Below are 23,943 nucleotides of genomic sequence, written 5' to 3'. Positions count from 1 at the left end.
GGATGCCGCTCGCCCGGGTGATTGTGCTGATCAGGCCGGGCGTCGTCGCCGCGGATGCGAGCCCGGCCGTTACGGTCACCGCGAGAGCTGCCGATGACGGCCACCGATCGCATACATAGCTATGCACGCATACCTTGGCGGCGGCTCCCCCGACGGCGGAAGGTGGACACATGGGAGCCGGTCACGACCACGGCGCCCGGGCGCTGCACGCCGGCGCCCGGCAGCGCGGCCGCCTCTGGTGGGTCGCCGGGCTGCTCACCGGGTTCATGCTGCTCGAAGCGGCGGCCGCCGGGCTGACCGGCTCGCTGGCGCTGCTCTCCGACGCCGGCCACATGTTCACCGACGTGCTGGCGATCGCGATGACCCTGGCCGCGATCACCGCCGCCGGCCGGGCCGGGTCGGACTCCGCGCGCACCTTCGGGCTCTACCGCCTGGAGGTGCTCGCCGCGCTGGCCAACGCCACCCTGCTGACCCTGGTGGCCGGTTTCGTGGTGGTCCAGGCGGTGCGCCGGTTCACCGACCCGCCGGAGGTGCCGGCCGGCGCGATGCTGCTGGTCGCGCTCGGCGGGCTGGCCGCCAACCTGGTCGCGTTCGCCCTGCTGCGGTCGGGGGCGAAGGAGAACATCGGGGTCCGCGGGGCGTACCTGGAGGTGCTCGGCGACCTGCTGGGCTCGGCCGGCGTGATCGTGGCCGCGGTGGTGATCTGGCTGACCGGCTGGGCGTACGCGGACCCGATCGTCGCCGTCGTGGTCGCTCTGATGATCCTCCCCCGCACGTTCGCGCTGGGCCGCTCGGCGGTGCGGATCCTGGTCCAGGCGGCACCCGAGCACGTGGACGTGGCCGCGGTCCGGGAGCGGCTGGCCTCCGTCCCGGGCGTCTGCGATGTGCACGATCTGCACGTCTGGACATTGACCGAGGGCATGGAGGTGGCCTCCGCGCACCTGCGCCTGGAGCCGGCCGCCGAGCTGGGCCCGGTGCTGACCGTGGCGCGCGAGACGCTGCACGACGAGTTCGCCATCGAGCACGCCACCCTCCAGGTGGAGCCGGCCGGCGTGGGAGGGCACTGCACCCCGACCGCCTGGTGACGGGGTTCGAGTGGCTTCTGTTCTGTTTGCGGGCCACTGTTCTTTTTGCGATCCGCCACGCCGGATGTGCAAAAAGATGAGAATGCGAATCATGAGTGACGGCCGGGTCATGGTCTTCGCGCCGGCCCCACAGCTGACGGTGACGATCGAGCAGCACCACGACGAACCAGAACTACACGTGCACCCGGGTGGCCAGGGCATCTGGCAGACCCGCATGATCACGTCCCTGGGCGCCAAGGTGACGCTCTGCACCGCCGCCGGCGGCGAGGTCGGCCGGGTGCTGGCCCCGCTGATGTCCGAGCTGACCGGCGTCACCATCCGGCTCGTCATGCGGGAGCACGGCACCGGCTGGTACGTGCACGACCGCCGCAGCGGCAGCCGCCAGGAGATCGCCGAACGGCCCGGCGTCCCGCTCTCCCGGCACGAGCTGGACGAGCTCTACAACCTCAGCCTCGCCGAGGGCCTGCGGGCCGGCATCGCGATCCTGAGCGGCCCGGCGCACCCCTCGGTGATCAAACCCGAGGTGTACGGACGGCTCGCCACCGACCTGCGCGCGAACGGCTGCCGGGTGATCGCCGACCTGTGCGGCCGATACCTGGAAGAGGTGCTGAACGCCGGCGTCACCGTCGTCAAAATCAGTCACGAAGAGCTGATCAAGGACGGGCTGGCCGCCGACGGCTCCACCGAGGAGCTGCTCAACGCCCTGGTCAAGCTGAACATCGACGGCGCCGAGGCGGCCCTGGTCTCGCGGGCCGACGAGGGCGCGCTGGCCCTGATCGACGACGAGATCTACACCGTCACGCTGCCCCGGCTGACCGCCGCCGAACACCGCGGCGCCGGCGACTCGATGACCGCCGGCGTGGCCGCCACCCTGGCCAACGGTGGATCGATGACCGACGCTGTCCGTACCGGCGCGGCCGCCGGAGCCCTCAACGTCACCCGGCACGGCCTGGGCACCGGGCACGTCGACGCCGTCCGGGTGCTGACCGAACGAGTCCGGCTGACCCCGATCAAGAAGGCATCATGACCCCTCGCCACCTGCGCATCCTCATCACCAATGACGACGGCATCGAGGCCCCGGGCATCCGCTGGCTGGCGCGCGCCCTCGCGCACGCCGACTACGACGTGGTGGTCGCCGCACCCCTGAGCGAATCGAGCGGCAGCAGCGCCTCGATGACCGCCGTCGTGCAGGACGGCAAGATCGTCTCCGAGCAGCGAGAGATATCAGGAGCAAAGAACATTCCGGCGTACGGCGTAGCCGCGTCCCCCGCGTACATCGTCCTGCTCGCCCTGCGGGAGGCCTTCGGCCCGCCGCCCGACCTGGTCGTCTCCGGCATCAACCGGGGCGCCAACGCCGGAGCGGCCGTCGTCCACTCGGGCACCGTCGGCGCCACCCTCACCGCGTCCCACGCCGGCCTGCGCGGCCTGGCGGTGTCGCTGGACGTGCTCACCCCGGCCCAGGCCACCGCGTCCAGCGGCGGCGCCGCCATCGACGCCATCCACCGCGCCGACGAGGAGAAGCACCACTGGGCCAGCGGCGCCGAACTCGCCGTCCGGCTGCTGCCCGCGCTCCTGCACACCCCACCCGGGACGGTCTTCAACCTGAACGTCCCGGACCTGCACGTGGACGGCATCCGCGGCCTGAAACAGGCATCGCTGGCCCGCTTCGGCCAGGTCCAGATGAGCATCGCCGAGGCCGGCGACGGCTTCGTCCGCACCGCGGTGCAGGCCGCCGAGGAGGAGCTGGACCCGGGCACCGACCTGGCCGCCCTGGCCGACAACTTCGCGGTGGTGACCCCACTGCGAGCCCCCCACGAGGACACCACGATCCGCATCAACGTCGACGGCATCCGCATCCAGACCCCACCGACCTGACCCGTTCCCCCCGCCGAGCAGTCCCCACCCTCCACGGGGGCAGCCCGCCACGCCCATTATCCAGCACAAACGCAAGATCACGTGGGCACCCTGTGGACAGCGCGGCGCTGTGGACAACACCCAAGATCCGAAAAAACGTGATACGGCCCCGCCATCCCGTCAGCAGGAACAAGCGGGCGCGGGCCGCGGCGCCGGACGCGGGCGCGGCAGGGCGCAGGCCGCGGCGCCTGGCGTGGGCGCGCGACGCGGGCACAGCGGGGCGCGGGCACGTGGGTAGGCCGCGAGGTATGGGTGTGGAGCACGGAACGCCGGGTGCGGGCCGCAGCGCCAGGCGTGGGCGCGCAGCGCGGGCACGGCGGGGCGCAGGGCGCAGGGCGCGGGCTCGGCCACCAAACGGAGCGGCCGAGCAGGCGAGTGAGCCGAGCAAGCGGGGCGGCCGAGCAGGCGAGTGAGCCGAGCAAGCGGGGCGGGCCGGAGCGGACCAAGCGGGCAGAGCGGACCGAGCGGACCGAGCGGCCGGGACGGACCGAGCAGGCGGAGCCGGTCGAGTGGGCGGACACGACGGGACGCCCGGTCTCCACGGTAGGAGAACGGGCGTCCCGGACAAGTCGGGTCAGGCGCCGGAGAGTGCGGCGTCGTCCTCGTGCGGCTGAGGGTTGCCGAACAGGCCCAGAAGCCCGGTCACCCACAGCTGTCTGTGCGCGAACCGGCTGGGCTGCGTCACGACCACCTTGACCCCGCTGACTCCGGCCAGCTGGAAGGCCGCCACGAGGGCGCTGATACCCACGGAGTCGATGAAGGTCACATGCTGCATGTTGAGCTCGATCCGCGCCGGGGTGCCGTCGGCCAGATGGGCCGCGACCGCCTCGCGAATCTCGTACGCGTTCTCGACGTCGATCTCGCCTCGCGGTGAGACCTCGACAGCGCCGTCAGCCAGCGTCGACGTCATTATCGACAGCGTCACGCCTCTTCCCTCCACCCGCCCGGGTCGTTCCGGGCGTTGTTCCTCTGTTCGCAGGTCAGCACGACCACCCAGGAGTGCAGAGCGGTCGGACCAGCCCCCGGAAGGTTCGGTGAAACTGACCGAAAGGTTAGGCCCCGAACCTGTTAGACACCTGAGTGACCCGTGTGAGCGAGGTCAACAGTACTGCGGGCCGTCAAATCGTTTTAGAAACGTGATGCCCTCCATACCGGACGTTTGCCACTGTCCGCATCGGGGCACGAAACGGAGTGCAGGGCGAGCGCAGGAGGTTACCGACGATGTTCGCGACGAGGAAGAGCCGGGCCGAACGGACCGCGGGCCAGGCCTGGGATTATCTGTCCGCCGCCATGGCGAGCGCCGGCGGACAGGTGGCCGGCACGGCCGAGTGGGCCGGCCGCGGCAGCCAGGAACTGGCCGAACGGACCAGCCGGCGCAGCCGGAAACTGGCCGGCCGGGTCGACAAACGGAGCCAGAAGCTGGCTCACCAGGCGAGTAAGAAGGGTCACAAGTTGGCCGGTCGCGCGACCGGGGCGGCCGACGAGGCGTGGTCCCGGGCGAACGCCGCCGCCAACGCGCTGGCCGGGCACAAGCCGGGCCGCCCGTGGGCACTGATCGCCGGGGTGGGCCTGCTCGGCCTGGTGGCCGGCTGGGCCGCGGCCACCAGCGCCCGCGCGGCGCTGGAGCGGGAGGCCGAGAACGAGCAGGTCGAGCTCGCCGAGACCGCGCTGGTGGTCACCCCCACGTACGAGGAAAAGAAGTAAAGAAGTAAAAGACGTACCGAAAGAGGGTGGGGCGGCCGGGACCGGTCGTCCTACCCTCTGCCCATGGCAACCGCGCTCTTCTTCGCCGACGCCGCCGCCCTGCGCGCCTGGTTCGAGGAAAATCACGAGTCCGCCCCCGAGCTGTTCGTCGGGTACTGGAAGAAGGGCACCGGTGAGACCGGTGTCTCCCACCCCGAGGCGATCGAGCAGGCCCTCTGTTTCGGCTGGATCGACAGCATCGCCCGGCGCATCGACGAGCGCAGCTACCAGGTCCGTTTCACGCCGCGCCGCAAGGGCAGCGTCTGGAGTGAGGTGAACATCGCGAAGATCGCCGAGCTGACCGAGCGCGGGCTGCTGCGCCCGGCCGGGTCGCGGGCCTTCGAGATGCGCCGGACCGACCGCAGCGGCGTCTATTCGTACGAACAGGCCGCCCCGGTGGTGTTCGACACCGCTCAGACCTCCCGGATTCAGGCCGTTCCCGCCGCGTGGGAGTGGTTTCAGGAACAGTCCGCGGCGTATCGTCGGTCCGCCACGCACTGGGTGCTCAGCGCCAAGCGCGCGGAGACACAGGAACGACGGCTTGCCCAGCTCATCGCTGATTCCGCGGCCGGGCGACGGGTGCCGCCGCTGACCTCCCGTTGATCGGCCGGGCTCTGTACTCTTGAGCGGCGTTGCTCTCGATCAGTTGCACGATCAGGACTCCTGCGGCCCGGCCGCCCGATCAGAAAAGGTCCACCTGGTGCTCAGTGCGGGACATCTCCTGGACAACCGCTACCGGTTGGACGAACGGATCGCGACCGGTGGCATGGGTGACGTGTGGCGTGGCACCGACGTGGTGCTGGGTCGTGTCGTCGCGGTAAAGGTGCTGCGCACCGCGATGCTCGACGATCCCGAGTTCGCCGCCCGGTTCTACGGCGAGGCCCGGATGATGGCCGCGTTCCGGCACCCGGGCGTGGTCGAGGTCTACGACTACGCGGAGGCCGGCGACTCCGGCGGGCCGGAGAAGGTCGCCTATCTGGTGATGGCGTTCGTCGAGGGCGAGCCGCTGTCCAACCGGGTGAAGCAGGGCCCGATCGCGGTGCACGAGACGCTGTCGATCGTGGCGCAGGCCGCCGAGGCGCTGCACGCCGCGCACGAGGCCGGCATCGTGCACCGGGACATCAAGCCCGGCAACCTGATCGTGAAGCCGTCCGGCGCGGTCATCCTGATCGACTTCGGCGTCGCCCGGTCGAACGCGCTGACCAGCATGACCGGGTTGAACGCGATCGTCGGCACCGCGCTCTACATGGCGCCCGAGCAGGTCGCCAAGGGCAATCTGACCCCGGGCACCGATGTGTACGCGCTGGGCGCCGTCGCCTACCACTGCATCGCCGGCCGCCCGCCGTTCGACGGGGACAACGCGCTGCAGGTGGCGCTGCGTCACCTGGAGGACGAGCCGGACCCGCTGCCCGACCACGTGCCGTACGAGGTCCGCGAGCTGATCGCCCGCGCGATGGCCAAGCAGCCGGCCGACCGGTTCGCGAGCGCGGCCGAGTTCGCCGAGGCGGCCTACGCGACGGTCGGCAGCCCGCAGGACTGGAAGCGGCTCACCGGCACCGCCCTGATCGCGCCGCGCAGCCCGGTGCCGGTCAGCCCGGCCGGCACGGTGCCCGCCTATGCGACGGCCCGGCAGTCCCAGCAGCCGGTGTCCCGCCCGCGGATGTCGCCGCCCCCGCCGCCGATGGCGGCCCCGGATCTGGGTGTCACCAAGCCGTTCGCCCAGCGCGGCCTGATGATCGCCGTGATCGCGCTGTTCCTCATCGCCGGTGGCCTCGGGATCGCGTTCGCCCTGACCAACGACCCGCCGGCCGACGCCAGCAAGACCGGCGGGACGAAGAACAATCCGGGCACCTCCCAGGAAGACGCGACCGAGCAGTCGTTCGATCCGCAGAGCGAAGCACCGGTGCTGATCGAGCCGACGCGCAAGACGACGACCACCAAGAAGCCGCGGTCGACCGCGCCCAGCGCCTCGTCCACGCCCTCGATCACGTCGACGCCGCCGAGCAGCGAGCCGACCACCGAGCCGACGACGACGCCGCCGACCACCGAGCCGACCACCACGCCGCCGACGACCGAGCCGACCACCACCCCGCCGGCGGCCGGGGCCTGACGACCCGGGGTTGACCCTCACACCGTGTCAGACGGGACGGTGGACCGACCATGTTGAGTATCGGAGACTTCGCCGGTCTGGGCCGGGTGTCGGTGCGCATGCTGCGCCACTACGACGCCATCGGCCTGCTCCGTCCCGCGCACGTCGACCCGCACAGCGGCTACCGCTTCTACACCGCGGAGCAGCTGTTGCGGCTCAACCGGATCCTCGCGCTCAAGGATCTCGGCTTCAGCCTGCAGCAGGTGCAGCTGATGATCGAGGAGAAGCTGGATCCGGGTGAGCTGCGCGGGATGCTGCGGTTGCGGCGGGCCGAGCTGGCGGTTCAGGTGGAGCGGGACACCGCCCGCCTGGCCCTGGTCGACGCGCGTCTCCGGATGATCGAGACGGAGGGCCACATGAACACCGGTGACATCGTCCTGAAGCAGGTCCCGGCGCTGCGGGTGGCGGAGCTGTCCGCCACCGCCCTGGGGTACGACCATCCCTCGTCCATCACCGAGAACCTGAGCCCGCTCTACCCGCGCCTGATGGAGCTGCTGGAGCGGGCCGGGATCGCGATGACCGGCTCGCCGCTGGCCTACTACCGGCCGGCGCCGACCGGGCCGGAGGACGAGACGATCACCGTGCACGCGGCGTTCCCGATCGGCGACGCCGAGGTCGGCGGGGCCGCGGGCTTCGAGGTGGCGGTGCTGCCGCCGATCGAGGCGGCGGCCGCGGTGCACAAGGGCCCGATGTCGGAGGCGTTCCGCACCGGCGGGCGGATCGCCGCCTGGATCGAGGACAACGGGTTCCGGCCGGTTCCGCCCGGCTACGCCCGTGAGGTGTACCTGCACTGCCCGCCCGGTGACCTCGCGGAATGGCTGACCGAGATGCAGGTTCCGCTGGTCGGCACCGGAAATGCAACCGGCGGCAACTGAAATCCTCAACCGGACCGGTCGGCGGCCGATGAACCCGGGTGGCACGGAACCGCACCCGAGCCGCTACCCGGAAAGGCCGCAGATGACGACCGTCCAGACGCCGCACCACGAGTACCCGGTCGAGTACCCCGTAGCGCCGCCGTGGGCCGACCCGCACGAGGCCGCGACCGAGGACCTGGGGGTGCTCCCGTTCGGGGGCGCCGTCCCGGCCTACGGCTCGCCGGAGAACCGGCACGGCCAGTTGCTGGTCCGGTTCCCGCACGCGGTGATGGGCGAGGCCCGCCCGGACGCGCCGTCGTGGCGGCCGGTGGTGGCCTGGACGTTCTTCCTCAGTGTGCTCGGCGTGGTCCCGGCGATGCGGCGCTCGGGGCGGGCCAAGGCGTACGGCCGGGCCCGCGCCCCGTACTGGATCGCGTTCCTGGCCACCCTGGTGGCCGGCGCCGCGTTCTGGTCGTTCCTGATCGTCGACGTGGCGGTGCCGATCCGTCAGCACTACGTGGAGGACCAGGCGACCGCCGCGGTGCAGGCCAAAGTACTCGGCGACGGCCGGATCGAGGAGGCCGTCGGCACCGACGTCAAGTCGGGCGGCTGTGTGCCGGCCGGCGACCGTGGCGCCGACGGCCTGCGCGTCTACGACTGCACATTCCAGCTGGCCGACGGGCGGTCCGCGGCGGTGCACATCGCGGCGGACACCCGCGGCAACTGGGAGACCACGAAGTAGACCGGGCAGAAGACGTACGAAAGGGGCGCCTTTTCTTGGATCTTGGAAAAGGCGCCCCCGGGAAGCGACGGTCAGAACGTGACCGGGACGCCCTCGCGAACCAGCTGCCAGTTCTTCACGAAGAAGTCGGCCGCGTCGATCTTGCCCTTGGCCTGCGCCCAGTCGATCAGGAGCTGGCGGATCTCCTTCTGCTCGTTGTAGACCTGGGTCTTCACGATGCCCGGGAACGCGCCGCCGCCGGAGCGACGGTAGTTGTTCACGGCGACCACGAACTGCGCGTCGGCGGCGACGTCGACGCCGGCGATCTGCAGGCGGGTGATCCGGCTGCCGATCGGCTTGCTGATGTCGATGTCGTAGTCGACCCCGGAGAGGATGTCGTAGTTGTAGTCCGGGATCGTGCTGTCGCTGATGTCGGCCGCGACGACCGGGGCACCGACCGCGAGGGTCTTGAAGAACTTCGCGGAGTACTCCAGGTACGCCTTCACCTCGGCGCCGGTCAGCACGACCGCTTCCAGGGTGTTGTCGTAGATGTAGAGGCCCGCGACGTCCTTGATCTTGACGTCGCCCTTCGGGAACACCGCGGTCCGGCTGAACGGCGCGGCGATCGAGAGGACCGGCAGGCTCGCGTACGAGGTGCCGGCCAGCGCCGTGGTCACCTCGTCGGTCTGCACCTTGTTGATGTAGTCCAGGATCGGGGTGTCCTCGTACCGCGAGGTCGCGGCGGACAGCTCGGCGGTCGACGCGGCGACCACCTGGTTGATGTACGCCACGGTCTTCTCGTGCTGGCTCTTCACCACGGCCAGCACCTTCGGGTCGGCCTCGACCGTGTTGGTGTTCAGCGTCGCCGACGCCGAGCTGGTGATCTTCCAGCAGCCGTGCTCACGGACCAGGTCGAAGTCCATCTTGGTGACCCGCTGGCCCCACTTCGACGGCTCCGAGGTCAGCACCTGCTTGCCGGTCGCGGTGTTGGTGACGAACTTCTGCGCGATCTCCAGGTGGGCGTGTCCGAAGAGGATCGCGTCGATGCCGGGCACCTGCTGGGCGATCAGGCCCACCGGGTTCTCGTTCGGCAGCTCGGGGCCGTAGCTGGAGGTGCCGCTGTCGCCGCCGTGCGCCACGACGATCACGACGTCCGCGCCGTGCCGCCGGATCTCCGGCACCCACTTGGCGGCGGTCTCGACCATGCCGAGGAAGTTCAGCTTGCCCTCGACGTTGCCCTTGTCCCAGATGGCCACGCCCGGGTTGGTCAGACCGAGAATGCCCACCCGCAGGGTCGGCGCGTGCTTCCCCAGGGAGACCTTCTTGATGACGTACGGCGTGAAGGCCGGCTTCCCGGACTTGGCACTCACCGCGTTGGCCGCCAGCGCCGGGAACCCGAGCTGCCGGATCCACAGGTTGAGCAGCGGCAGGCCGTAGTTGAACTCGTGGTTGCCGAGCACGACCGCGTCGTAGTTCAGCACGTTCATCGACTTGGCCATCGGGTGCTTCTCACCGGTCGTGGTGATCGGCTCCTGCTTGGCGTAGTACGTGGCCAGCGGCGTGCCCTGGATCGTGTCGCCGGCGTCGAGCACCAGCGTGCCGCCGGTCGCCTCGGCGCGCACCTTGTTGATCAGCGCGGCCGCCTTGGCGACGCCGACGTCGTTGTGCGCGGAGTCGTCGTACTCGGCGTCCTTGTAGTAGTCCCAGTTGTAGATGTTGCCGTGCAGGTCCGAAGTGCCCAGGACGGTCAGGTGGAAGGTCTCCGGCGCCTTCGGCGGCTGCGGGTGACCGTGGCCCTTGCCGCCGGCCTGCGCCGCGCCCGGGAAAGCGAGGGGCGCCGCGGCGGCGGCAGCCGAGACCGCCAGCACGCCACGCCGCGATACGCCGTTGGGAAGCGTCATTGCGAACCTTTCGCAGAAAAGATCGAGAAGCGCGCCTCGTGGGCGCGGCAAACACAGCACCCTAACGGTCGATAGGGTCATCGGTCGATCAACGGCAGGTTGCCCGCTCGTCAACTTTGCTCAAATCTCGTCCGGTGCTCCGATACCCAGTAGAAACAATCCGGTCCGGAGGGTGCGCGCGGTCAGGTCGGCCAGACCGAGCCGGCTCGCCCGGACGTCCGGCTCCGCCCGCAGCACCGGGCACCGCTCGTAGAAGACCGAGAACGCCTGGGCCAGATCGTGCAGGTAGACCGCGAGCCGATGCGGCTCGGCCGACCCGGCCGCCGCGGTGACCGCCGCCTCGAAGCCGAGCAGTGCCAGCGCCAGGGCCCGCTCGGCCGGCTCGGTGACGGTCATCGGGCCCGGCTCGGTGCCGGCCTTCCGGAAGATCGACCGGATCCGGGCGTACGCCATCTGCAGGTACGGACCGGTGTTCCCGGTGCTGGCCAGCATCCGGTCGACGTCGAAGACGTAGTCGCCCCGCCGGTCGCCGGAGAGGTCCGCGTACTTGATCGCGCCGATGCCGATCTCCGGCGCGGACGCCCGCTCGACCGCCTCGTCCAGCAGCTCGGCCAGCTTGACCGTGCCGCCGGCCCGGGTCTTCAGCATCTTGCCGTCCGCGCCCAGGATCGAGCCGAATCCGATGTGCTCGGCGGTCACCCCGGCCGGCAGCCAGCCGGCCGCCCGGGCCACCGCGAAGACCATCGCGAAGTGGACCTGCTGCGGGCTGCCGACCACGTAGAGCAGCCGCTGCCCGCCGAGCTCGCCGGCCCGGTACCGGAGCGCGGCCAGGTCGGTGGCGGCGTAGCCGTACCCGCCGTCGGCCTTCCGCACGATCAGCGGCAGCGGCACACCGTCCCGGCCGGTGAACCCGTCCGGAAACGCACAGAGCGCGCCGTCGCTCTCGGTCAGCAGGCCCTGCTCGGTCAGCGCGGCCACGACCCCGTCGAGGTCGTCCTGATACCGGCTCTCCCCCGCGAAATCCTCCGGCCCCAGCGTCACGTCGAGCCGGTGGTAGACGTCCAGAAAGTACCGTTCGGACTGCGCGACCAGCTTCCGCCACAGTTCCCGGGACCGCGGATCCCCGGACTGCAGCGCCACCACCCGCAGCCGCGCCCGGGTCCGGAAGTCGTCATCGGTGTCGAACTTGACCCGGGCAGCCTGATAGAAAGCGGTCAGGTCACTGATCGAGTGCTCGGCGTCGCCACCCAGGTCCAGGAGGTGCTCGACGAGCATCCCGAACGGGGTGCCCCAGTCCCCCAGGTGATTCACCCGGACCACGTCGTGCCCCAGCCACTCCAGCATCCGGGCCAGCGCGTCGCCGATGATGGTCGACCGCAGGTGGCCGACGTGCATCTCCTTGGCGACGTTCGGCCCGGAATAGTCGAGCACCACCCGCTCCGGCGTCGCCGTCACCGGTACCCCGAGCCGCTCATCGGCGGCCATCTCGTGCAGCGACGCGGTGAGCAGGTTGTCGGAAACGGTCAGATTCAGGAATCCGGGACCGGAGACCTCAATCTCCGCAAGACCGTCCAGATCGGACTTCGCCCGGACGTCGGCGGCGATCTCCCGGGGTGGCCGGCCCAACTCCCGGGCCAGCGCCAGCGCCACCCCGGACTGGAAGTCGGCGTGCGGCGACGACCGGACCGCCGGATCGACCGGACGCCCGGCGACCGCCTCGAACGCGGGCGCGAGCCGGTCCTGCAGAAGAGATTCCAGATTCAAGGTCAAACCCCGATTTCGTCGTACGAACGAAGCGGGTCGACCGGGAACGATCAGTCACCGGCGGGTTCGACCCGCCGGCGGAAAGCACAAGTTCAGCGGCGGCCTGTCGGACGCCGACGTCGCTCACTGAACACGCTGTGCATGCCGGCGACTATATCCCGCCCGCCGGCCCGATGCCCTCCCACTTGTCGAGGATCGGGATCCCGCGCTCGACGAGGAAGTCCCGCAGCGCCCGGGCCAGCGCTTCGATCTCACGCCCCGTTCCGCGCGGCGCCATGACTCGCCGAGCGCCAATCGCGAACCCACGTCTCGATCAACGCCGCAGCGTGAGCAACGCTCGCCGCCGTCTCCCGGCCGCTCGCTCACCGGACCGACCTCCCGGACGCCCGCGCATTCGATTGCGGCGCTATCTGCCGCAAGCCTCTGACCTGCACAAAGATGGAACGTCTAGCCATCGCTTCGCCAGCCGAGTTGATTTCGTAGCCGTCGAGCCAGATCCAGCCGTCATAGGTCATCCAGTCATACACGCGGATCACCCGGAGAAGAATCAGCGCGGCGAACTGGACGCTTGCCGCTCTCCCCACTCGCAGCAGTGACGGGAGGGCCCGGTACTCATGCGGCAGGCCGGTTCTCGCGGTCATGCACGGCCACGGGTGACCGCAGGCGCAGTTCGTCCACTGCGGACGGACCGGCAGGTGGCCAGCGTGCATCGAGCCTCCCCAGGAAACGGCCCGGCTGATCATCAATTGTGATCATCTGGTCACCGTCCGACACATCGGACTCGGTAGCCTGGTGCGGCGACCTCTTCGACAGGCTGGCGCAGGAAGCCCTGAGCAAGAGCGGATCACTGGAAATGCTTCGTAGCAGCGCAGAGGAGTTGGCGTGATGACCGGCCTTGGTAACGACTGGAAGAAGTCGACGCGCAGCAACGGTAGTGACAGCTGCGTGGAAGCGCGCACGCACCAGGGCGAAGTTCAGGTCCGGGACACCAAGGACCGGACCGGGCCGGCGCTCAGCTTCTCCCCCGCGGCCTGGACCGACTTCCTGAGCGGCGTCCGGGCCGGCGAATTCGACGCCTCGTAAACGGCGGTTCCCGACGAAAAGTGACCCCCGCTGGGGGTCACTTTTGTTTCCACCTGCCGCAGTGGGGCTCAGTCGTCGTGGGCGATGTGCTTCGTCTGGGGCCACAGGATGACCAGGAAGATCAGCGCGCCGACGAAGGCGACGCGGAACGGGGCGACCACGCCGTAGCGGGAGGCGACCACCCCGCCGAACGCCGCGCCCACGACCAGGCCGCCGTAGATGCAGATCCGGTTGACCGCGCCGACCCGGCCCTGCAGGTGGGCCGGCACCGCCCGCTGCCGGATCGTGGTCGCGGTGCTCCCCCAGACGAACTCGTGCACGCCGAACACGAAGAACGTCGGCAGCGCCACCCACGCCGACCTGGTCACGCCCAGGATCAAATGGGTGCAGGTCTCGATGATCAGGCCGATCCGCATCAGGTTGCCCAGGCTGACCCGGGCGGTGAGCCAGCCGTAGGTCAGGGTCCCGAGGATGCCGCCGAGCGCGCCGGCCGTGGTGAACAGGCCGTAGCCGATCGAGCCCAGCCCGAGCCACTCGGTGGCGTACAGCACCAGCAGCGACCAGGCCGCCCCGAAGGCCAGGTTGAAGATCAGGACAATCAGGCTGAGGGTACGGACGGCCGGGTGCCGGACCACGAAACGCACGCCCTCGACAACCTCCCGGAGCACGTTCCCGCCCGGCTCCTCGCGCCCGTGCGGTGGCAGGGTCACCCGGGCCACCAGCAGCGTCCCGGCGCAGAGCAGCAGCACCTCGGCGGCCAGCGGCCAGGCGCGCCCCACGGCGAAGAGCGCGGCCCCGATCGGCGGTCCGGCCAGCTGGTTCAGCGTGACGAAACCGGCGCCCAGGCGGGCGTTGGCCAGGGCCAGGTCGTCCCGGGCGACCAGCATCGGGGCCAGCGTCCCGGTGGTGTTGTCGGCGAACACCTCGGCCGTGCTGAGCAGCCCCAGCCCGAGCAGCGCGAGCCAGACCGTGAGCCGGCCGCCGGCCAGCGTGGCGATCATCCCGGCCAGCACCAGCATCCGCACCACGTTGGCGATCAGCACGATCCGCCGCCGGTCGTGCCGGTCCGAGAGCACCCCGGCGTAGAGGGCCAGGATCAGCGGCGGGGCCCAGGCCAGCAGGGCGGCCATCGAGATCAGGAACGGATCGCCGGTCAGCGAGGCGACCAGCAGCGGGCCGGCCGCCGCGGAGATTCCGTCGCCGAAGTTCGTCGCCCAGGACGAGGCGACCAGCCAGCGGAAACTCACGCCGAGTCGTGGGGGCAACACGGTCCGAACCAGAGGAGCGATCACAAGGCGTGCACCATACGGAATAACATCCTGGACCGTGACCGAATTTACCGGCTGGGAGGCGGACGCCACCGGAGTGCTGCGGCTGCCGTCCGGGCGGCTCGTCCGGGGGCGCGGACTCCGCGCGGCCATGCCGACCGGGCATCCGCCCGAGTTCGGGGTCTACCTGCTGGGCTCGCCGCCGCCCGAGTTCGGGTGGGCGACACGCTGGGTGCGCTGGCCGGATTTCTGGGTGCCGGCCGATCCGCCGTACGCCAAATCGGTCTTGATCGAAACCTTGCGCCGAGCGGAGGGTGAGCGGGTCGAGGTCGCCTGTTTCGGTGGCGTCGGGCGGACCGGGACGGCGCTGGCCTGCCTCGCCGTGCTCGACGGGGTGCCGCCGGCGGAGGCCGTCGGCTACGTCCGCGAGCACTACCACCGGCATGCCGTCGAGACGCCGTGGCAGCGACGCTTCGTCAAGCGGTTCGCGAGCCTCTAGAGTCCCCGCATGTCGATTCTCGCCACCGACGTGCAGCACGTCGGCCACCAGGCGTGGCACCGGGTGGTGCGCTGGCTCGCGGTGCTCGGGGTCGCGGTCGTGACCGCTACCGCGCTGGCCTCGGCCGGCGCCTGGCTGGGCTGGCGGGACGCCGATCCGCTCCCCGGCGACCAGCGGGTCCGGGAGATCGTCGCCGAGCTGCTGCCCGGCACCCCGGTCGGCACGATCGAGCGCTGGGACGTGACCTTCGGCGATCAGCAGCCGGACCTGTTCACCCGGCTGATCGCGGACGACGAGTACGACGGCGGGTCGGTGCTGGCCCCGGTCACGGTGCCGGACGTGGCGGCGGCCCGCACCGGGCTGGAGCGGCTGGGCTGGCAGATCCTGCCGAACACCGGGACCGAGCGGCTCAGCGACGTCCAGACGGTGGAGTTCGTGACCACCCGCCGGGACGGTGTGGAGCTGGCGCTGTGGGGCCACGGCATCGTCTTCCAGCACCCCGAGCCGGCCCTGGTGCGGGAGCTGGCGCTGATCGGCGGGCTGGCCGGGCTGCTGCTCGGCGGGTGGGCGGCGCTGAAGTTCACCGCCCGGCACGTGGGCCGCCGGCCGTGGAACGGGCCGGCCTGGGCCGGTGGCGCGGTGCTGGCGCTGCCCACGGTGGCGAGCCTGTCGGAGTTGCTCGCCCCCACGGCGCCGGTCCCGCCGGACGTGCCGGGGGCGCCGTGGGAGGGATACGTGGTGTTCCGGATCCTGACCGTCGTGGGCGTGCTCAGCTGGGGGTATGCCCTGGTGGTGCGGCTTCGGCATCGGGCACGTGACTAGCCGGGCCGTCCCGTTCGGCGGATTTCGCGGCGGCTTTGGCTTCCTGGCTGGCCTTGTACGACAGGTACGTGAGAAAGGCCGACACGCCACCCAGCAGCGCGGCGATGACGCTGGCCAGCTGATCGGCCAGGTTCGGGCCGAGGCCGGCCATCCCGGCCACCGCGAGGGCCAGCAGGAACAACAGACCCAGGGCGATCGTCTGCGCCCGGCGGTCCGGCAGCGTGCCGCCACCCGGGCGGCCGGGTTTGCGGCGGCCGGCCACCAGCCAGACCGCCACCTCGACCAGGATGATCGCGGCGGTCACGAAGACCGGGACGAGCCACGCCTGCAGACCGGTGTCGTCACTCACCGCGGCACCTCCAGCAGTTCGGGCGGGAATCTCATCGCAGGGCTCCCTGCATGCCTTCCACGAAACCGTCGGTGAGCTCGACCCGCCGGTACAGGTAGTCGTAGGTGTGCTGGCGGAACACCCGGGCGAAGTCGGCATACCCCGCGCGCATCGGCCGCGGGTGGGCGTCCTCGACCGCGGACCGGACGATGTCCAGGTGCGGGACGGCGGCCTTCACCTCCGGGTCGTTGTAGGCCTCCTGCGCGGTCGGCGCGAAGCCGTACGTCGCCAGCAGTTTCTGCGCCGGCATGCCGGTCAGGAACTGGATCACCGCCTCGGCCTCCTCGCGGTGGCCGGTGTCCTTGGCGATCGCGAGGCCCTGGCCGCCGAGGATGCCGATCGGGAGGCGGCCGAGCCGGATCGCCGCGGTGCCGGGCTTCTCCCGTTCCGCGCGGTCGACCGAGGGGTACCAGACCGGCCAGTTCCGCATGTACCGCAGCGTGCCCTTCTGGAACTCGGTGTTGGTGTTCTCCTCGCCGGCCGCGGTCACGATCCGGTTGGCGCGCAGCGCGTCGGCGAGCGGTTTCAGCGCCCGCTGCCACTGGCCCAGGCTGGTCGAGACGACGCCCTGGTCGTCGAGGATGGTCCGGTCCTGGGCGAGGGCCTGCTCGAGCACGTTGATCACGAAGGCCTCGTCGGTGACCGAGCCCTCGGTCTTGAGCTGGCCGGTGAACTGGCGGCTCCCGGCGATCACGGCGTCCAGCGAGGGCTCGGGATCGGCGGCCGCCTTGTCGGTGATCCGGCGGTAGAGCATGCCGACGTCGGTGTTGAACGGGACCGCCCAGAGCTGCGCCGACCCGGCCGTCACCTGGCTGACCCGCTGCACCGGCGGGAGCAGGGTGATCCCGTCGGGCGCCTCGAGCGGGACGATCCGGTCGCGGCCGGCGAAGCGCGGGAGGTGGATGACGTCGAGGTTGTAGATGTCGGCCGGGGTGCTGACGAACTTGTCGTACTGGTCCTGGGTGGAGCTGTTGACCGTGACCACCTCGACGGTCACGTCCGGGTGGAACCGGTTCCAGAGGTTGATCAGCAGGGCCCGGCCGCCGGTGTTGTCGGCCCCGGTGACCAGCGTGAGGGCCACCGGGGTGCGACGGGTCAGGAGGTAGCCGGCGGCGGTGGAGAGCATCCCGGCGGTGAGCACGCCGGCGATGAACGATCGCCGTGAATACAGGTCCGGCATGTGATTTACGCTACTCGATGCCGGCCAGACCGGCCCGCCGTGTCACACGGTCGGCGGGCGCCAGACGGTGAAGTTCTCCAGGTGGAAATGGCTGGCCACGGTGCGGAAGGCGAACCAGCCGCTTTGGTACGGGTCGGGGTCGGTGTAGTCGAAGACCAGCTGGTCGTCGCTGTAGTAGCGGATCCGCGAACCGTTCACCGAGATCCGCACGTGGACCGGCACGTTCGCGGCGATCCGCGGTTCGGTGTAGTCGTAGATCAGCGGCCGGTTCCCGGGCTCGCCCACGTACCGCCGGAACCGGGTCGTGGTGTTGAGGTTGGCGCCCTGCCCGACGTAGTAGGTCGTGAGGTTGTCGTACTCGGCGAGCAGCCCGCTCCGCGCGGTGGCGAAGATGTCGTCCGGCGAGCGGGCGTCGCGGGCGCTCCAGAACGAGTTCAGGTCGGTGACGTGGTCGTTCGGGCCACCGGCCGAGACCGGGGTCGCGGTGTACTCGATCTCGTACGGGCCGGCCAGCTCCTGTTTGAGCCAGACCGAGGCGCCCCCGGGCACGTCGATGTCGAGCACGCCGTCCGCGGCCGCGACCGTGCCGCCGCTCTGCAGCTCAGCCGACCATTTGTCGGTATTTTTGGTGAAGTGATCGGAGGCCAGCACCTGCCACGCGTTGCCGGCCGCGGCGGTGGTCCGAATGCGCGGCTTGGGCGGCAGCTGCCCACCGAACCCGAGGTAGAAATCGGTCAAGGTTGACTGCAGGTAACCCCGGACCGTCCACCCCAGACGGTACGCCGGGTCGTGCGCCAGCGTGTACAGCCGGGTACTGGTCGGGATGTTCGTGGTGAACACCCGCAGCGCCGTGTGCTCGGCGTTCTCGGCGAGATACTCCTCGCGCCAGTCGCCCAGAATGTCCCCGTAGAACGGCACCGCGTTGCGCCACGAGGAGACCACACCGGCCGGGTCGAAGATCTTCTTCGAAGACGAGGAACGCCAATCCCACTTCTCGACGTACGTGTTGTCGAGCAGTTCCGACCCCAGGTCCCCGTCCCACCAGATCCGGAAGTTCACGCTGGGCGTGGTCTTGGTGAGTTGCGTGCCGTCGACGCTCCACACGCCCGCCCCGGGCAGGTCGGCGTTCGCGGTGGCGGCCCAGAACTCGTACCCGGGATGGGTCGGGTCGATGTCCGCGGTGGTGCCGCGCGGGATGTCCCAGAGCGTCGCGTCCCGCGGGACGTCCGGGTGCGAGCCGGTGATCAGCCGCTCGCCGGTCGACGCGTCGTAGTAGTACCAGGGGAAGTTCGTGAAGACGCCGCCCTCGGTCTGCTGGATCGCGTAGCCCTCCAGCCCCGGCCGGTTCGGGTCCAGGTCACCGATGTGGAAGCGGTCGCCGTGCACGGATTCGGACACCACGTAACGGAACGTGCCGTCGCTGTTGACCACGTAGTTGCCGTCCGCGATCTCGTCCTTCCCGTCCTGGTCGACGTCGACGATCCGCAACTGGTGGAAGCTGGTGCCCTGGTCCACGCCGCGGACGAACTTCCACCGCGGGGTCAGGTGCCGCCCGTCGTAGTCCCAGGCCGCGAAGAGGACCCGGAAGTCGCCGCGCTTGGCGCCGATCCGGGTGACCTGCTTGGTGATCAGGCTGGGGTGGACGCCGTCCAGGTAGCCGACGCCGTACTGGCCACCGGAGGGGCCGTCCGCGACGAAGTCGGCGGCGACCGGGACGCGGGACCGCTCGGCGCCGGTCCGGCCGTCGATCACCGAGACGAACTGGTCGAGCGGGTTCGCGGACCGCACCACGGCGCCGTCGGCGAACGTGGTGCCGTTGGCGGTCTTCACGGCGACCTCGGCGCGGCCGTCGCTGTCCAGGTCGTAGACGGTCACGTTGTCGTCGTTGCGGTAGCCGGCGACGTCGCCGTACCCGCTGATCGCGGCGAGCGGCGGGTCGTTGGCGGCGGTCCCGCCCTGCCGGAGGTACGACTGCGGGCCCAGGTCGACCCGCCACAACTGCCGGCCGGCCAGCGTGTACGCCTCGAGGTAGTTCGGCTTGTCGAGGTCGGTGGAGAGCCGGGAGACGACGATCTCGTAGCGGCCGTCGCCGTCCAGGTCACCGGGCCACGCGTGCTGGACGTAGTAGCCGGGCGCCGGGGACAACGGGATGTCGCCGGGCGTGAACGCCGCCGGGCTCGCGGCCTGCTCGCGTCCGTGGACCACGGCACGGACCGTGTACGTACCCTCAAATCGGGTTTTGTCGGTGAAGGTGGTTGATGTGGTGATCGGCCGGCTGTTCAGCCGGCGCGCTCCCTTGTAGACGTTGAAGGCGATGTCGGAGCCGTATTCGGTGCCGAGCAACCGCCAGCTCAGGAACGTGCCGCCGGCCTGCCCGGGCACCGCGACCAGGCCCCGGTCCAGCGACTCGACGATGCGTTGCGGGATCGCGGAGGGATGGGCCGAAGCCGGGGTGGCGACCAGGCCGGCCGCCAGCAGACCGACCGCGGCCGCCGCGATGATGCGTCTCATGGCGCGGACCGTAGGAGATCAGTGTGTATCGACCTTTGCGCGCATTTAAAGGTCTAGATAGTTAACTGTTCCGTTGGACCAGCTAGTCGCTTTGCCGCGCTGCAAAAGTGTGAGCCGGGCGACCCTCCAGCATCGCCACCAGCGCGCCGAGGTCCTCGCCGAGCGGCACGTCGGCCAGATCGGCCCGGATCCCGGCGTCGATCCGCTGGAAGAACCGGCGCCCGCGGGCGGTCAGGTGCACCTTGATCCGCCGCCGGTCCAGGTCGTCGCCACGGCGGTAGACCAGGTTCTCCTCGACCAGGTGGTCGATCAGCCGGGTCAGGCTGCCCGGCGGCAGGAACGCGCGCTCGGAGAGCTCAGTCATGAACCGGCTGCCGTCGGCGAGCAGGGTGAGCACCCGCCACGCGTCGAGCGAGCAGCCCTCCTCGTCGAGGACGGCGGACAGTCGGCGGGCGAGCAGCCGCTCGGCCCGGGTCAGCAGGTACAGAAGATCCGTGGGACCCCGCATCGTCGGGATGCTACCTCTTCCCCGCCGCCCGTGGTGTCGAGCAGGATGTGCCCATGCCCTTCGATGTCGCCCTGGTGGTGCCGCTGCGCGGTCCGGCCGGCATCTTCGGGCCCAGCGCCGAGCTGTGCGCGCAACTGGCCGCCGAGGAGATCAACCGGGCCGGTGGCGTGCTCGGGCAGGAGCTGCGCCTGATCCCGGTGGACGGCGGCGCCACCCCGCAGGCGGTGGCCGCCGAGGTCGCGGCCCTGGTCGACGCGGGCGCGGTGCAGGGCGTGACCGGCTGGCACATCTCCTCGGTCCGGCAGGCGGTGGCGCCCCGGGTGGCCGGCCGGGTGCCGTACGTCTACACCGCGCTCTACGAGGGCGGCGAGCGCACCGAGGGCGTCTTCATGACCAGCGAGACCCCGGACACGCAGCTCTTCCCGGCGATGCGGCTGCTGTCCCGGGAACGGGACGCCCGCCGGTGGTACGTGATCGGCAACGACTACGTCTGGCCCCGGCGGACCGCCCGCGCCGCGCGCCGGTACGCCGCCGAGCACGGCCTGCACATCGTCGGCGAGAGCTACGTCCCGCTGGCGACCGCCGACTTCGCCGAGGCGCTGCGCCGGATCGAGGTGTCGTCCGCGGACGCGGTGCTGATGCTGCTGGTCGGGATGGACGCGGTGCGGTTCAACCGGGCGTTCGCGCGGACCGGGCTGCCCGGCCGCTGCCTGCGCCTGAGCACCCTGATGGACGAGAACATGCTGCTGGCCAGCGGGGCGGCGGCGACCCACGACCTGTTCAGCACGGCCGGTTTCTTCGCCGACATGATCACGCCGGAGAACCTGGACTTCCACGGGCGGTACGCCGGCCGGTTCGGGCCGGAGGCGCCGCCGCTGGGCAGCCTGGGCGAGTCCTGTTACGAGGGTGTGCAGCTGCTCGCCGCCCTGGTGGAGCAGGCCGGTGACCTGGACGTGCGGGCGATCGGGGCGCACGCCGAGGCGGTGTCCTACGAGGGCCCGCGCGGCCTGCTGCGCCTGCGGCACCGGCACGTGAACCAGCGGATCTATCTCGCCGAGGCCCGCGGGGTCGACTTCGACGTCCTGACCCAGCTCCCTTGACAGCACGCTCACTGTCTAGTTGACCACTTGGCGCTGCACGACACGGTCGCAGGCAGAAGGCTGTAGCCATGTGTGCTGCCTGCGGCCAGACCGCGCATGTTCCCGTCGCGCCCCGCCGGTTCGCCGCACTACGGAACCCGGACGCGCGGCCGTACCTGTTCGGGGCCGCGCTGGCGATGATGGCCGACAACATCGAGCACGTGATCACGTACTGGGTGCTGTGGGAGAAGTTCCACTCGCCGGTGCTCTCCGGGTTCCAGGTGATCAGCCACTGGGTGCCGTTCCTGTTCCTGTCGGTCTGGTTCGGCTCGCTCGCCGACCGGTACGACTGCCGCCGGGTGATCCAGCTCGCGCAGACCCTGTTCGCGCTGGTCTCGGTGGCCTGGGGCGTGCTGTTCCTGACCGGCTCGCTGCAGATCTGGCACGCCTGCGTGCTGCTGGTGCTGCACGGCGTCGCGGGCGCGCTCTGGGGTCCGGGCGAGCAGCTGATGCTGCACGACTTCGTCGGCGACGAGGAGCTGCCCAGCGCGGTCCGGCTGAACGCCACGTTCCGCAGCCTCGGCGTACTGTTCGGGCCGGCGGTCGGCTCGGCACTGCTGCTCGGGCTCGGGCCGACCTGGGGCATCTTCGCCAACGTCGCGTTCTACCTGCCGCTCACGCTGTTCCTGTTCCGGACCAGGTTCACCGGGCACACCCGGGACGGCGGGGTGCCCCGGCAACGGCAGCGGGTCGGGATCATGGACTCGGTCCGGGTGCTGCGCCAGGTCCGTGCCGATCACACGCTGGTCAGCATGATCATCCTGGGTGGGCTGGGGTCGTTCTTCGTGGGCGCGTCACTGCAGTCGGCGATGCCGCTCTTCGCGTCGGATCTGGGCAGCGAGAGCGCCGGAACGGCGTACGGAATCCTGCTCTTTGCCAATGGCGCCGGAGGCGTCCTTGGCGGCCTGGTCCTGGAAGCGACCGGATGGATCAAGCCCACGGTGCTCTCGGCGGTGATCAGTACCGGTCTCTACGGCCTGTTCACGCTGCTCTTCGCGGTCACCCCGAACTATCCCCTCGCGGTGGTCCTGCTGGTCGCCGGCGGGGTGGCGAACCTGGCGTCGATGTCGGTCGGGCAGACCGTGGTGCAGCTGATGGCGCCGCCGGCCGACCGCGGGCGGGTGATCGGCGTCTACGGCATGTCCGCGAACGGCCTGCGCTTCGGCAGCGGCGTGACGGTCGGCCTGTTCGGCGCGGTCGTCGGCATCCACTGGTCGCTGGGCCTGAGCTCGGCGGCGCTGTGCGTCGGCACGCTGCTGGCCGCCTGGTTCGCCCGCTCGGCGTCGGCGGCGGCGGCCGTCTGAGTCAGGCGACCTGCTGCCACCAGGCGTCGATCTCCGGCGGGTTGTCCACGTCGATCCGCTCGCCCGGCCGCGGGATCGCCAGCCGCACGTCCCGCGCCTTGGCCTCGCGCCAGGTGCGCTCGGCGGGCTCCGCCCACTGGTGGGCCGCCAGGTCGAAGGTGGCCCAGTGCACCGGGATCATCAGGCCGCCCCGGACGTCGAGGTGAGTGGCGACGCCGTCCTCGGGGAACATGTGGATGTCCGGCCACTCGTTGCCGTACGCCCCGACCTGCACCAGCGTGACGTCGAAGGGCCCGTGCTCGGCGCCGATCGCGGCGAAGCCCGGGAAGTAGCCGGTGTCGCCGGAGTAGAACACCCGGCGGCTCGGGCCCTTGATCACCCAGCTGGCCCAGAGCGTCTCGTCCCGGCTGAAGCCGCGCCCGGAGAAGTGCCGGGCCGGCGTGGCGATCAGCTCGACGCCGGCCACCTCGGTGCGCTCGTTCCAGTCGAGCTCGACGATCCGGGCGAGCGGCACGCCCCAGCGCTCCAGGTGCGCGCCGACGCCGAGCGGCACCACGAAGACCGCCGGGTGCAGCCCGGCCAGGTGCTGGATGCTCGCCATGTCCAGGTGGTCGTAGTGATCGTGGGAGATCACCACGGCGTCGATCCGCGGCAGCTCGTGCAGCGGGAGCGGCGGCTGGTGCAGGCGGCGCGGGCCGGCCAACTGGGACGGGGAGCAGCGGTCGCTCCACACCGGGTCGAGCAGGACCCGGCGGCCCTCGATCTCGATCAGCGCGGTGGAGTGGCCGAACCACGTGACGTGCAGGCCGTCGGCGTCCTGAGACACCGCGCTGACCAGGGGAATCGGCTGGTGCGGGCGCCGGGCCGCGGTGCCGGTGAACACCGCGGCCGCGATCTTCGGGACGTCGGTGAGCGACAGGCTGGAGCTGGTCGGCACGTTGTTGCGGAACTTGCCGTCGGCGAACTGCGGCGACGCCTCGACCCGGGCGCGACGGGCGCCGGTCGACTTGCCGCCGATCTGTGCAGCGAGGTTGAAAGGCATGCCCTCAATGTAGGCGGTGATAACAATGTAGGCAACGATCACAATGTGTTCGTCGCCTACATCACGGT

The 23,943-nt window shown here is 70.7% G+C and carries 23 protein-coding genes; 13 read left to right on the top strand and 10 right to left on the bottom strand.

The genetic code is table 11. From position 1 onward, the window contains the following. The first annotated feature begins 170 nt into the window (after positions 1-170). The 3 genes from L3i22_RS07255 (at position 171) to surE (ending at position 2,960) form a co-directional block, all read left to right on the top strand. Complete coding sequence (locus tag L3i22_RS07255; protein ID WP_221326205.1) at positions 171-1,085, top strand: cation diffusion facilitator family transporter; 915 nt, start codon at positions 171-173, stop codon at positions 1,083-1,085. 91 nt (positions 1,086-1,176) lie between these two features. Next, on the top strand, positions 1,177-2,112 hold the full coding sequence (locus tag L3i22_RS07250) for a PfkB family carbohydrate kinase (RefSeq protein ID WP_255658021.1): 936 nt from the start codon (positions 1,177-1,179) through the stop codon (positions 2,110-2,112). Next, positions 2,109-2,960, top strand: coding sequence for a 5'/3'-nucleotidase SurE (gene surE / locus L3i22_RS07245; RefSeq protein WP_221326204.1), 852 nt, complete (start codon positions 2,109-2,111; stop codon positions 2,958-2,960). The genes L3i22_RS07250 and surE overlap by 4 nt, the downstream gene beginning before the upstream one ends. A 613-nt stretch (positions 2,961-3,573) precedes the next feature. Here the strand turns inward: surE and L3i22_RS07240 are convergent. After that, positions 3,574-3,924, bottom strand: coding sequence for an STAS domain-containing protein (locus L3i22_RS07240; RefSeq protein ID WP_221326203.1), 351 nt, complete (start codon positions 3,922-3,924; stop codon positions 3,574-3,576). Between the two features lie 296 nt (positions 3,925-4,220). Between L3i22_RS07240 and L3i22_RS07235 the strand changes: the two genes are divergently transcribed. The 5 genes from L3i22_RS07235 to L3i22_RS07215 all read left to right on the top strand — a co-directional run bounded on the left by L3i22_RS07235 (position 4,221) and on the right by L3i22_RS07215 (position 8,487). Continuing rightward, a complete protein-coding gene (locus tag L3i22_RS07235; RefSeq protein ID WP_221326202.1) occupies positions 4,221-4,703 on the top strand; it encodes a hypothetical protein in 483 nt (160 codons plus the stop codon). A 63-nt stretch (positions 4,704-4,766) separates the two neighbouring features. Next, entirely contained in the window at positions 4,767-5,345 is a 579-nt protein-coding gene (locus L3i22_RS07230; protein WP_255658020.1) for a YdeI family protein, read from the top strand. A gap of 19 nt (positions 5,346-5,364) precedes the next feature. Then, complete coding sequence (locus L3i22_RS07225) at positions 5,365-6,852, top strand: serine/threonine-protein kinase (RefSeq protein ID WP_370644400.1); 1,488 nt, start codon at positions 5,365-5,367, stop codon at positions 6,850-6,852. A gap of 50 nt (positions 6,853-6,902) precedes the next feature. Next, positions 6,903-7,766: a MerR family transcriptional regulator gene (locus L3i22_RS07220; protein ID WP_221326201.1), complete on the top strand. Its 864-nt coding sequence runs from the start codon at positions 6,903-6,905 to the stop codon at positions 7,764-7,766. A gap of 82 nt (positions 7,767-7,848) precedes the next feature. Further along, positions 7,849-8,487: a hypothetical protein gene (locus L3i22_RS07215; RefSeq protein WP_221326200.1), complete on the top strand. Its 639-nt coding sequence runs from the start codon at positions 7,849-7,851 to the stop codon at positions 8,485-8,487. Between the two features lie 71 nt (positions 8,488-8,558). On the opposite strand, the gene L3i22_RS07210 is transcribed toward L3i22_RS07215, so the two are convergent. From L3i22_RS07210 to L3i22_RS07200, 3 genes are all read right to left on the bottom strand, one after another. Then, positions 8,559-10,367, bottom strand: coding sequence for a bifunctional UDP-sugar hydrolase/5'-nucleotidase (locus tag L3i22_RS07210; RefSeq protein WP_221326199.1), 1,809 nt, complete (start codon positions 10,365-10,367; stop codon positions 8,559-8,561). 120 nt (positions 10,368-10,487) lie between these two features. Continuing rightward, positions 10,488-12,131, bottom strand: coding sequence for an arginine--tRNA ligase (gene argS / locus L3i22_RS07205; RefSeq protein ID WP_221326198.1), 1,644 nt, complete (start codon positions 12,129-12,131; stop codon positions 10,488-10,490). Between the two features lie 362 nt (positions 12,132-12,493). After that, positions 12,494-12,772, bottom strand: a complete 279-nt coding sequence (locus L3i22_RS07200; RefSeq protein WP_221326197.1) for a hypothetical protein — start codon at positions 12,770-12,772, stop codon at positions 12,494-12,496. Positions 12,773-13,016: 244 nt separating this feature from the next. Here L3i22_RS07200 and L3i22_RS07195 point away from each other — a divergent pair, with 244 nt between their 5' ends. Then, positions 13,017-13,214, top strand: a complete 198-nt coding sequence (locus L3i22_RS07195) for a DUF397 domain-containing protein (RefSeq protein WP_221326196.1) — start codon at positions 13,017-13,019, stop codon at positions 13,212-13,214. Positions 13,215-13,282: 68 nt separating this feature from the next. Here the strand turns inward: L3i22_RS07195 and L3i22_RS07190 are convergent, their stop codons facing one another. Then, positions 13,283-14,503 carry an MFS transporter gene (locus L3i22_RS07190; protein WP_221329831.1) on the bottom strand — a complete coding sequence of 407 codons (1,221 nt, stop codon included), beginning with the start codon at positions 14,501-14,503 and terminating at the stop codon, positions 13,283-13,285. A gap of 37 nt (positions 14,504-14,540) precedes the next feature. Here L3i22_RS07190 and L3i22_RS07185 point away from each other — a divergent pair, with 37 nt between their 5' ends. Further along, positions 14,541-14,981: a protein-tyrosine phosphatase family protein gene (locus L3i22_RS07185; protein WP_221326195.1), complete on the top strand. Its 441-nt coding sequence runs from the start codon at positions 14,541-14,543 to the stop codon at positions 14,979-14,981. A 9-nt stretch (positions 14,982-14,990) separates the two neighbouring features. Continuing rightward, positions 14,991-15,803, top strand: coding sequence for a hypothetical protein (locus L3i22_RS07180; protein WP_221326194.1), 813 nt, complete (start codon positions 14,991-14,993; stop codon positions 15,801-15,803). Here L3i22_RS07180 and L3i22_RS07175 read toward each other — a convergent pair. The 4 genes from L3i22_RS07175 to L3i22_RS07160 form a co-directional block, all read right to left on the bottom strand. Continuing rightward, positions 15,751-16,152, bottom strand: a complete 402-nt coding sequence (locus tag L3i22_RS07175) for a hypothetical protein (RefSeq protein WP_221326193.1) — start codon at positions 16,150-16,152, stop codon at positions 15,751-15,753. The genes L3i22_RS07180 and L3i22_RS07175 overlap by 53 nt on opposite strands. A 31-nt stretch (positions 16,153-16,183) precedes the next feature. Next, positions 16,184-17,371: an extracellular solute-binding protein gene (locus L3i22_RS07170; protein ID WP_221326192.1), complete on the bottom strand. Its 1,188-nt coding sequence runs from the start codon at positions 17,369-17,371 to the stop codon at positions 16,184-16,186. Positions 17,372-17,413: 42 nt separating this feature from the next. Next, positions 17,414-19,882, bottom strand: coding sequence for a DUF6250 domain-containing protein (locus L3i22_RS07165; RefSeq protein ID WP_221326191.1), 2,469 nt, complete (start codon positions 19,880-19,882; stop codon positions 17,414-17,416). A gap of 82 nt (positions 19,883-19,964) precedes the next feature. Then, on the bottom strand, positions 19,965-20,390 hold the full coding sequence (locus L3i22_RS07160; RefSeq protein WP_221326190.1) for a MarR family winged helix-turn-helix transcriptional regulator: 426 nt from the start codon (positions 20,388-20,390) through the stop codon (positions 19,965-19,967). 53 nt (positions 20,391-20,443) lie between these two features. On the opposite strand from L3i22_RS07160, the gene L3i22_RS07155 reads away from it, so the two are divergent. Then, the gene (locus L3i22_RS07155) at positions 20,444-21,490 is read left to right on the top strand and encodes a substrate-binding domain-containing protein (protein ID WP_221326189.1); all 1,047 of its coding nucleotides are present in this window, start codon (positions 20,444-20,446) and stop codon (positions 21,488-21,490) included. A gap of 68 nt (positions 21,491-21,558) precedes the next feature. After that, positions 21,559-22,833, top strand: a complete 1,275-nt coding sequence (locus tag L3i22_RS07150; RefSeq protein ID WP_221326188.1) for an MFS transporter — start codon at positions 21,559-21,561, stop codon at positions 22,831-22,833. 1 nt (position 22,834) lies between these two features. Here the strand turns inward: L3i22_RS07150 and L3i22_RS07145 are convergent, their stop codons facing one another. Continuing rightward, positions 22,835-23,875, bottom strand: coding sequence for an MBL fold metallo-hydrolase (locus tag L3i22_RS07145; protein WP_255658019.1), 1,041 nt, complete (start codon positions 23,873-23,875; stop codon positions 22,835-22,837). Positions 23,876-23,943: the final 68 nt, after the last annotated feature.

The organism is Actinoplanes sp. L3-i22, assembly GCF_019704555.1.
GTDB lineage: Bacteria > Actinomycetota > Actinomycetes > Mycobacteriales > Micromonosporaceae > Actinoplanes.
This window is presented reverse-complemented; position numbering and strand designations above follow the sequence as displayed.

Excerpts from the sequence above, each read along its gene's own strand:
- L3i22_RS07255 (WP_221326205.1), top strand. The coding sequence starts at position 171 with ATGGGAGCCGGTCACGACCACGGCGCCCGGGCGCTGCACGCCGGCGCC.
- L3i22_RS07250 (WP_255658021.1), top strand. The coding sequence starts at position 1,177 with ATGAGTGACGGCCGGGTCATGGTCTTCGCGCCGGCCCCACAGCTGACG.
- surE (WP_221326204.1), top strand. The coding sequence starts at position 2,109 with ATGACCCCTCGCCACCTGCGCATCCTCATCACCAATGACGACGGCATC.
- L3i22_RS07235 (WP_221326202.1), top strand. The coding sequence starts at position 4,221 with ATGTTCGCGACGAGGAAGAGCCGGGCCGAACGGACCGCGGGCCAGGCC.
- L3i22_RS07230 (WP_255658020.1), top strand. The coding sequence starts at position 4,767 with ATGGCAACCGCGCTCTTCTTCGCCGACGCCGCCGCCCTGCGCGCCTGG.
- L3i22_RS07220 (WP_221326201.1), top strand. The coding sequence starts at position 6,903 with ATGTTGAGTATCGGAGACTTCGCCGGTCTGGGCCGGGTGTCGGTGCGC.
- L3i22_RS07215 (WP_221326200.1), top strand. The coding sequence starts at position 7,849 with ATGACGACCGTCCAGACGCCGCACCACGAGTACCCGGTCGAGTACCCC.
- L3i22_RS07210 (WP_221326199.1), bottom strand. The coding sequence starts at position 10,367 with ATGACGCTTCCCAACGGCGTATCGCGGCGTGGCGTGCTGGCGGTCTCG.
- L3i22_RS07200 (WP_221326197.1), bottom strand. The coding sequence starts at position 12,772 with ATGACCGCGAGAACCGGCCTGCCGCATGAGTACCGGGCCCTCCCGTCA.
- L3i22_RS07195 (WP_221326196.1), top strand. The coding sequence starts at position 13,017 with ATGACCGGCCTTGGTAACGACTGGAAGAAGTCGACGCGCAGCAACGGT.
- L3i22_RS07180 (WP_221326194.1), top strand. The coding sequence starts at position 14,991 with ATGTCGATTCTCGCCACCGACGTGCAGCACGTCGGCCACCAGGCGTGG.
- L3i22_RS07170 (WP_221326192.1), bottom strand. The coding sequence starts at position 17,371 with ATGCCGGACCTGTATTCACGGCGATCGTTCATCGCCGGCGTGCTCACC.
- L3i22_RS07165 (WP_221326191.1), bottom strand. The coding sequence starts at position 19,882 with ATGAGACGCATCATCGCGGCGGCCGCGGTCGGTCTGCTGGCGGCCGGC.
- L3i22_RS07160 (WP_221326190.1), bottom strand. The coding sequence starts at position 20,390 with ATGCGGGGTCCCACGGATCTTCTGTACCTGCTGACCCGGGCCGAGCGG.
- L3i22_RS07155 (WP_221326189.1), top strand. The coding sequence starts at position 20,444 with ATGCCCTTCGATGTCGCCCTGGTGGTGCCGCTGCGCGGTCCGGCCGGC.
- L3i22_RS07150 (WP_221326188.1), top strand. The coding sequence starts at position 21,559 with ATGTGTGCTGCCTGCGGCCAGACCGCGCATGTTCCCGTCGCGCCCCGC.
- L3i22_RS07145 (WP_255658019.1), bottom strand. The coding sequence starts at position 23,875 with ATGCCTTTCAACCTCGCTGCACAGATCGGCGGCAAGTCGACCGGCGCC.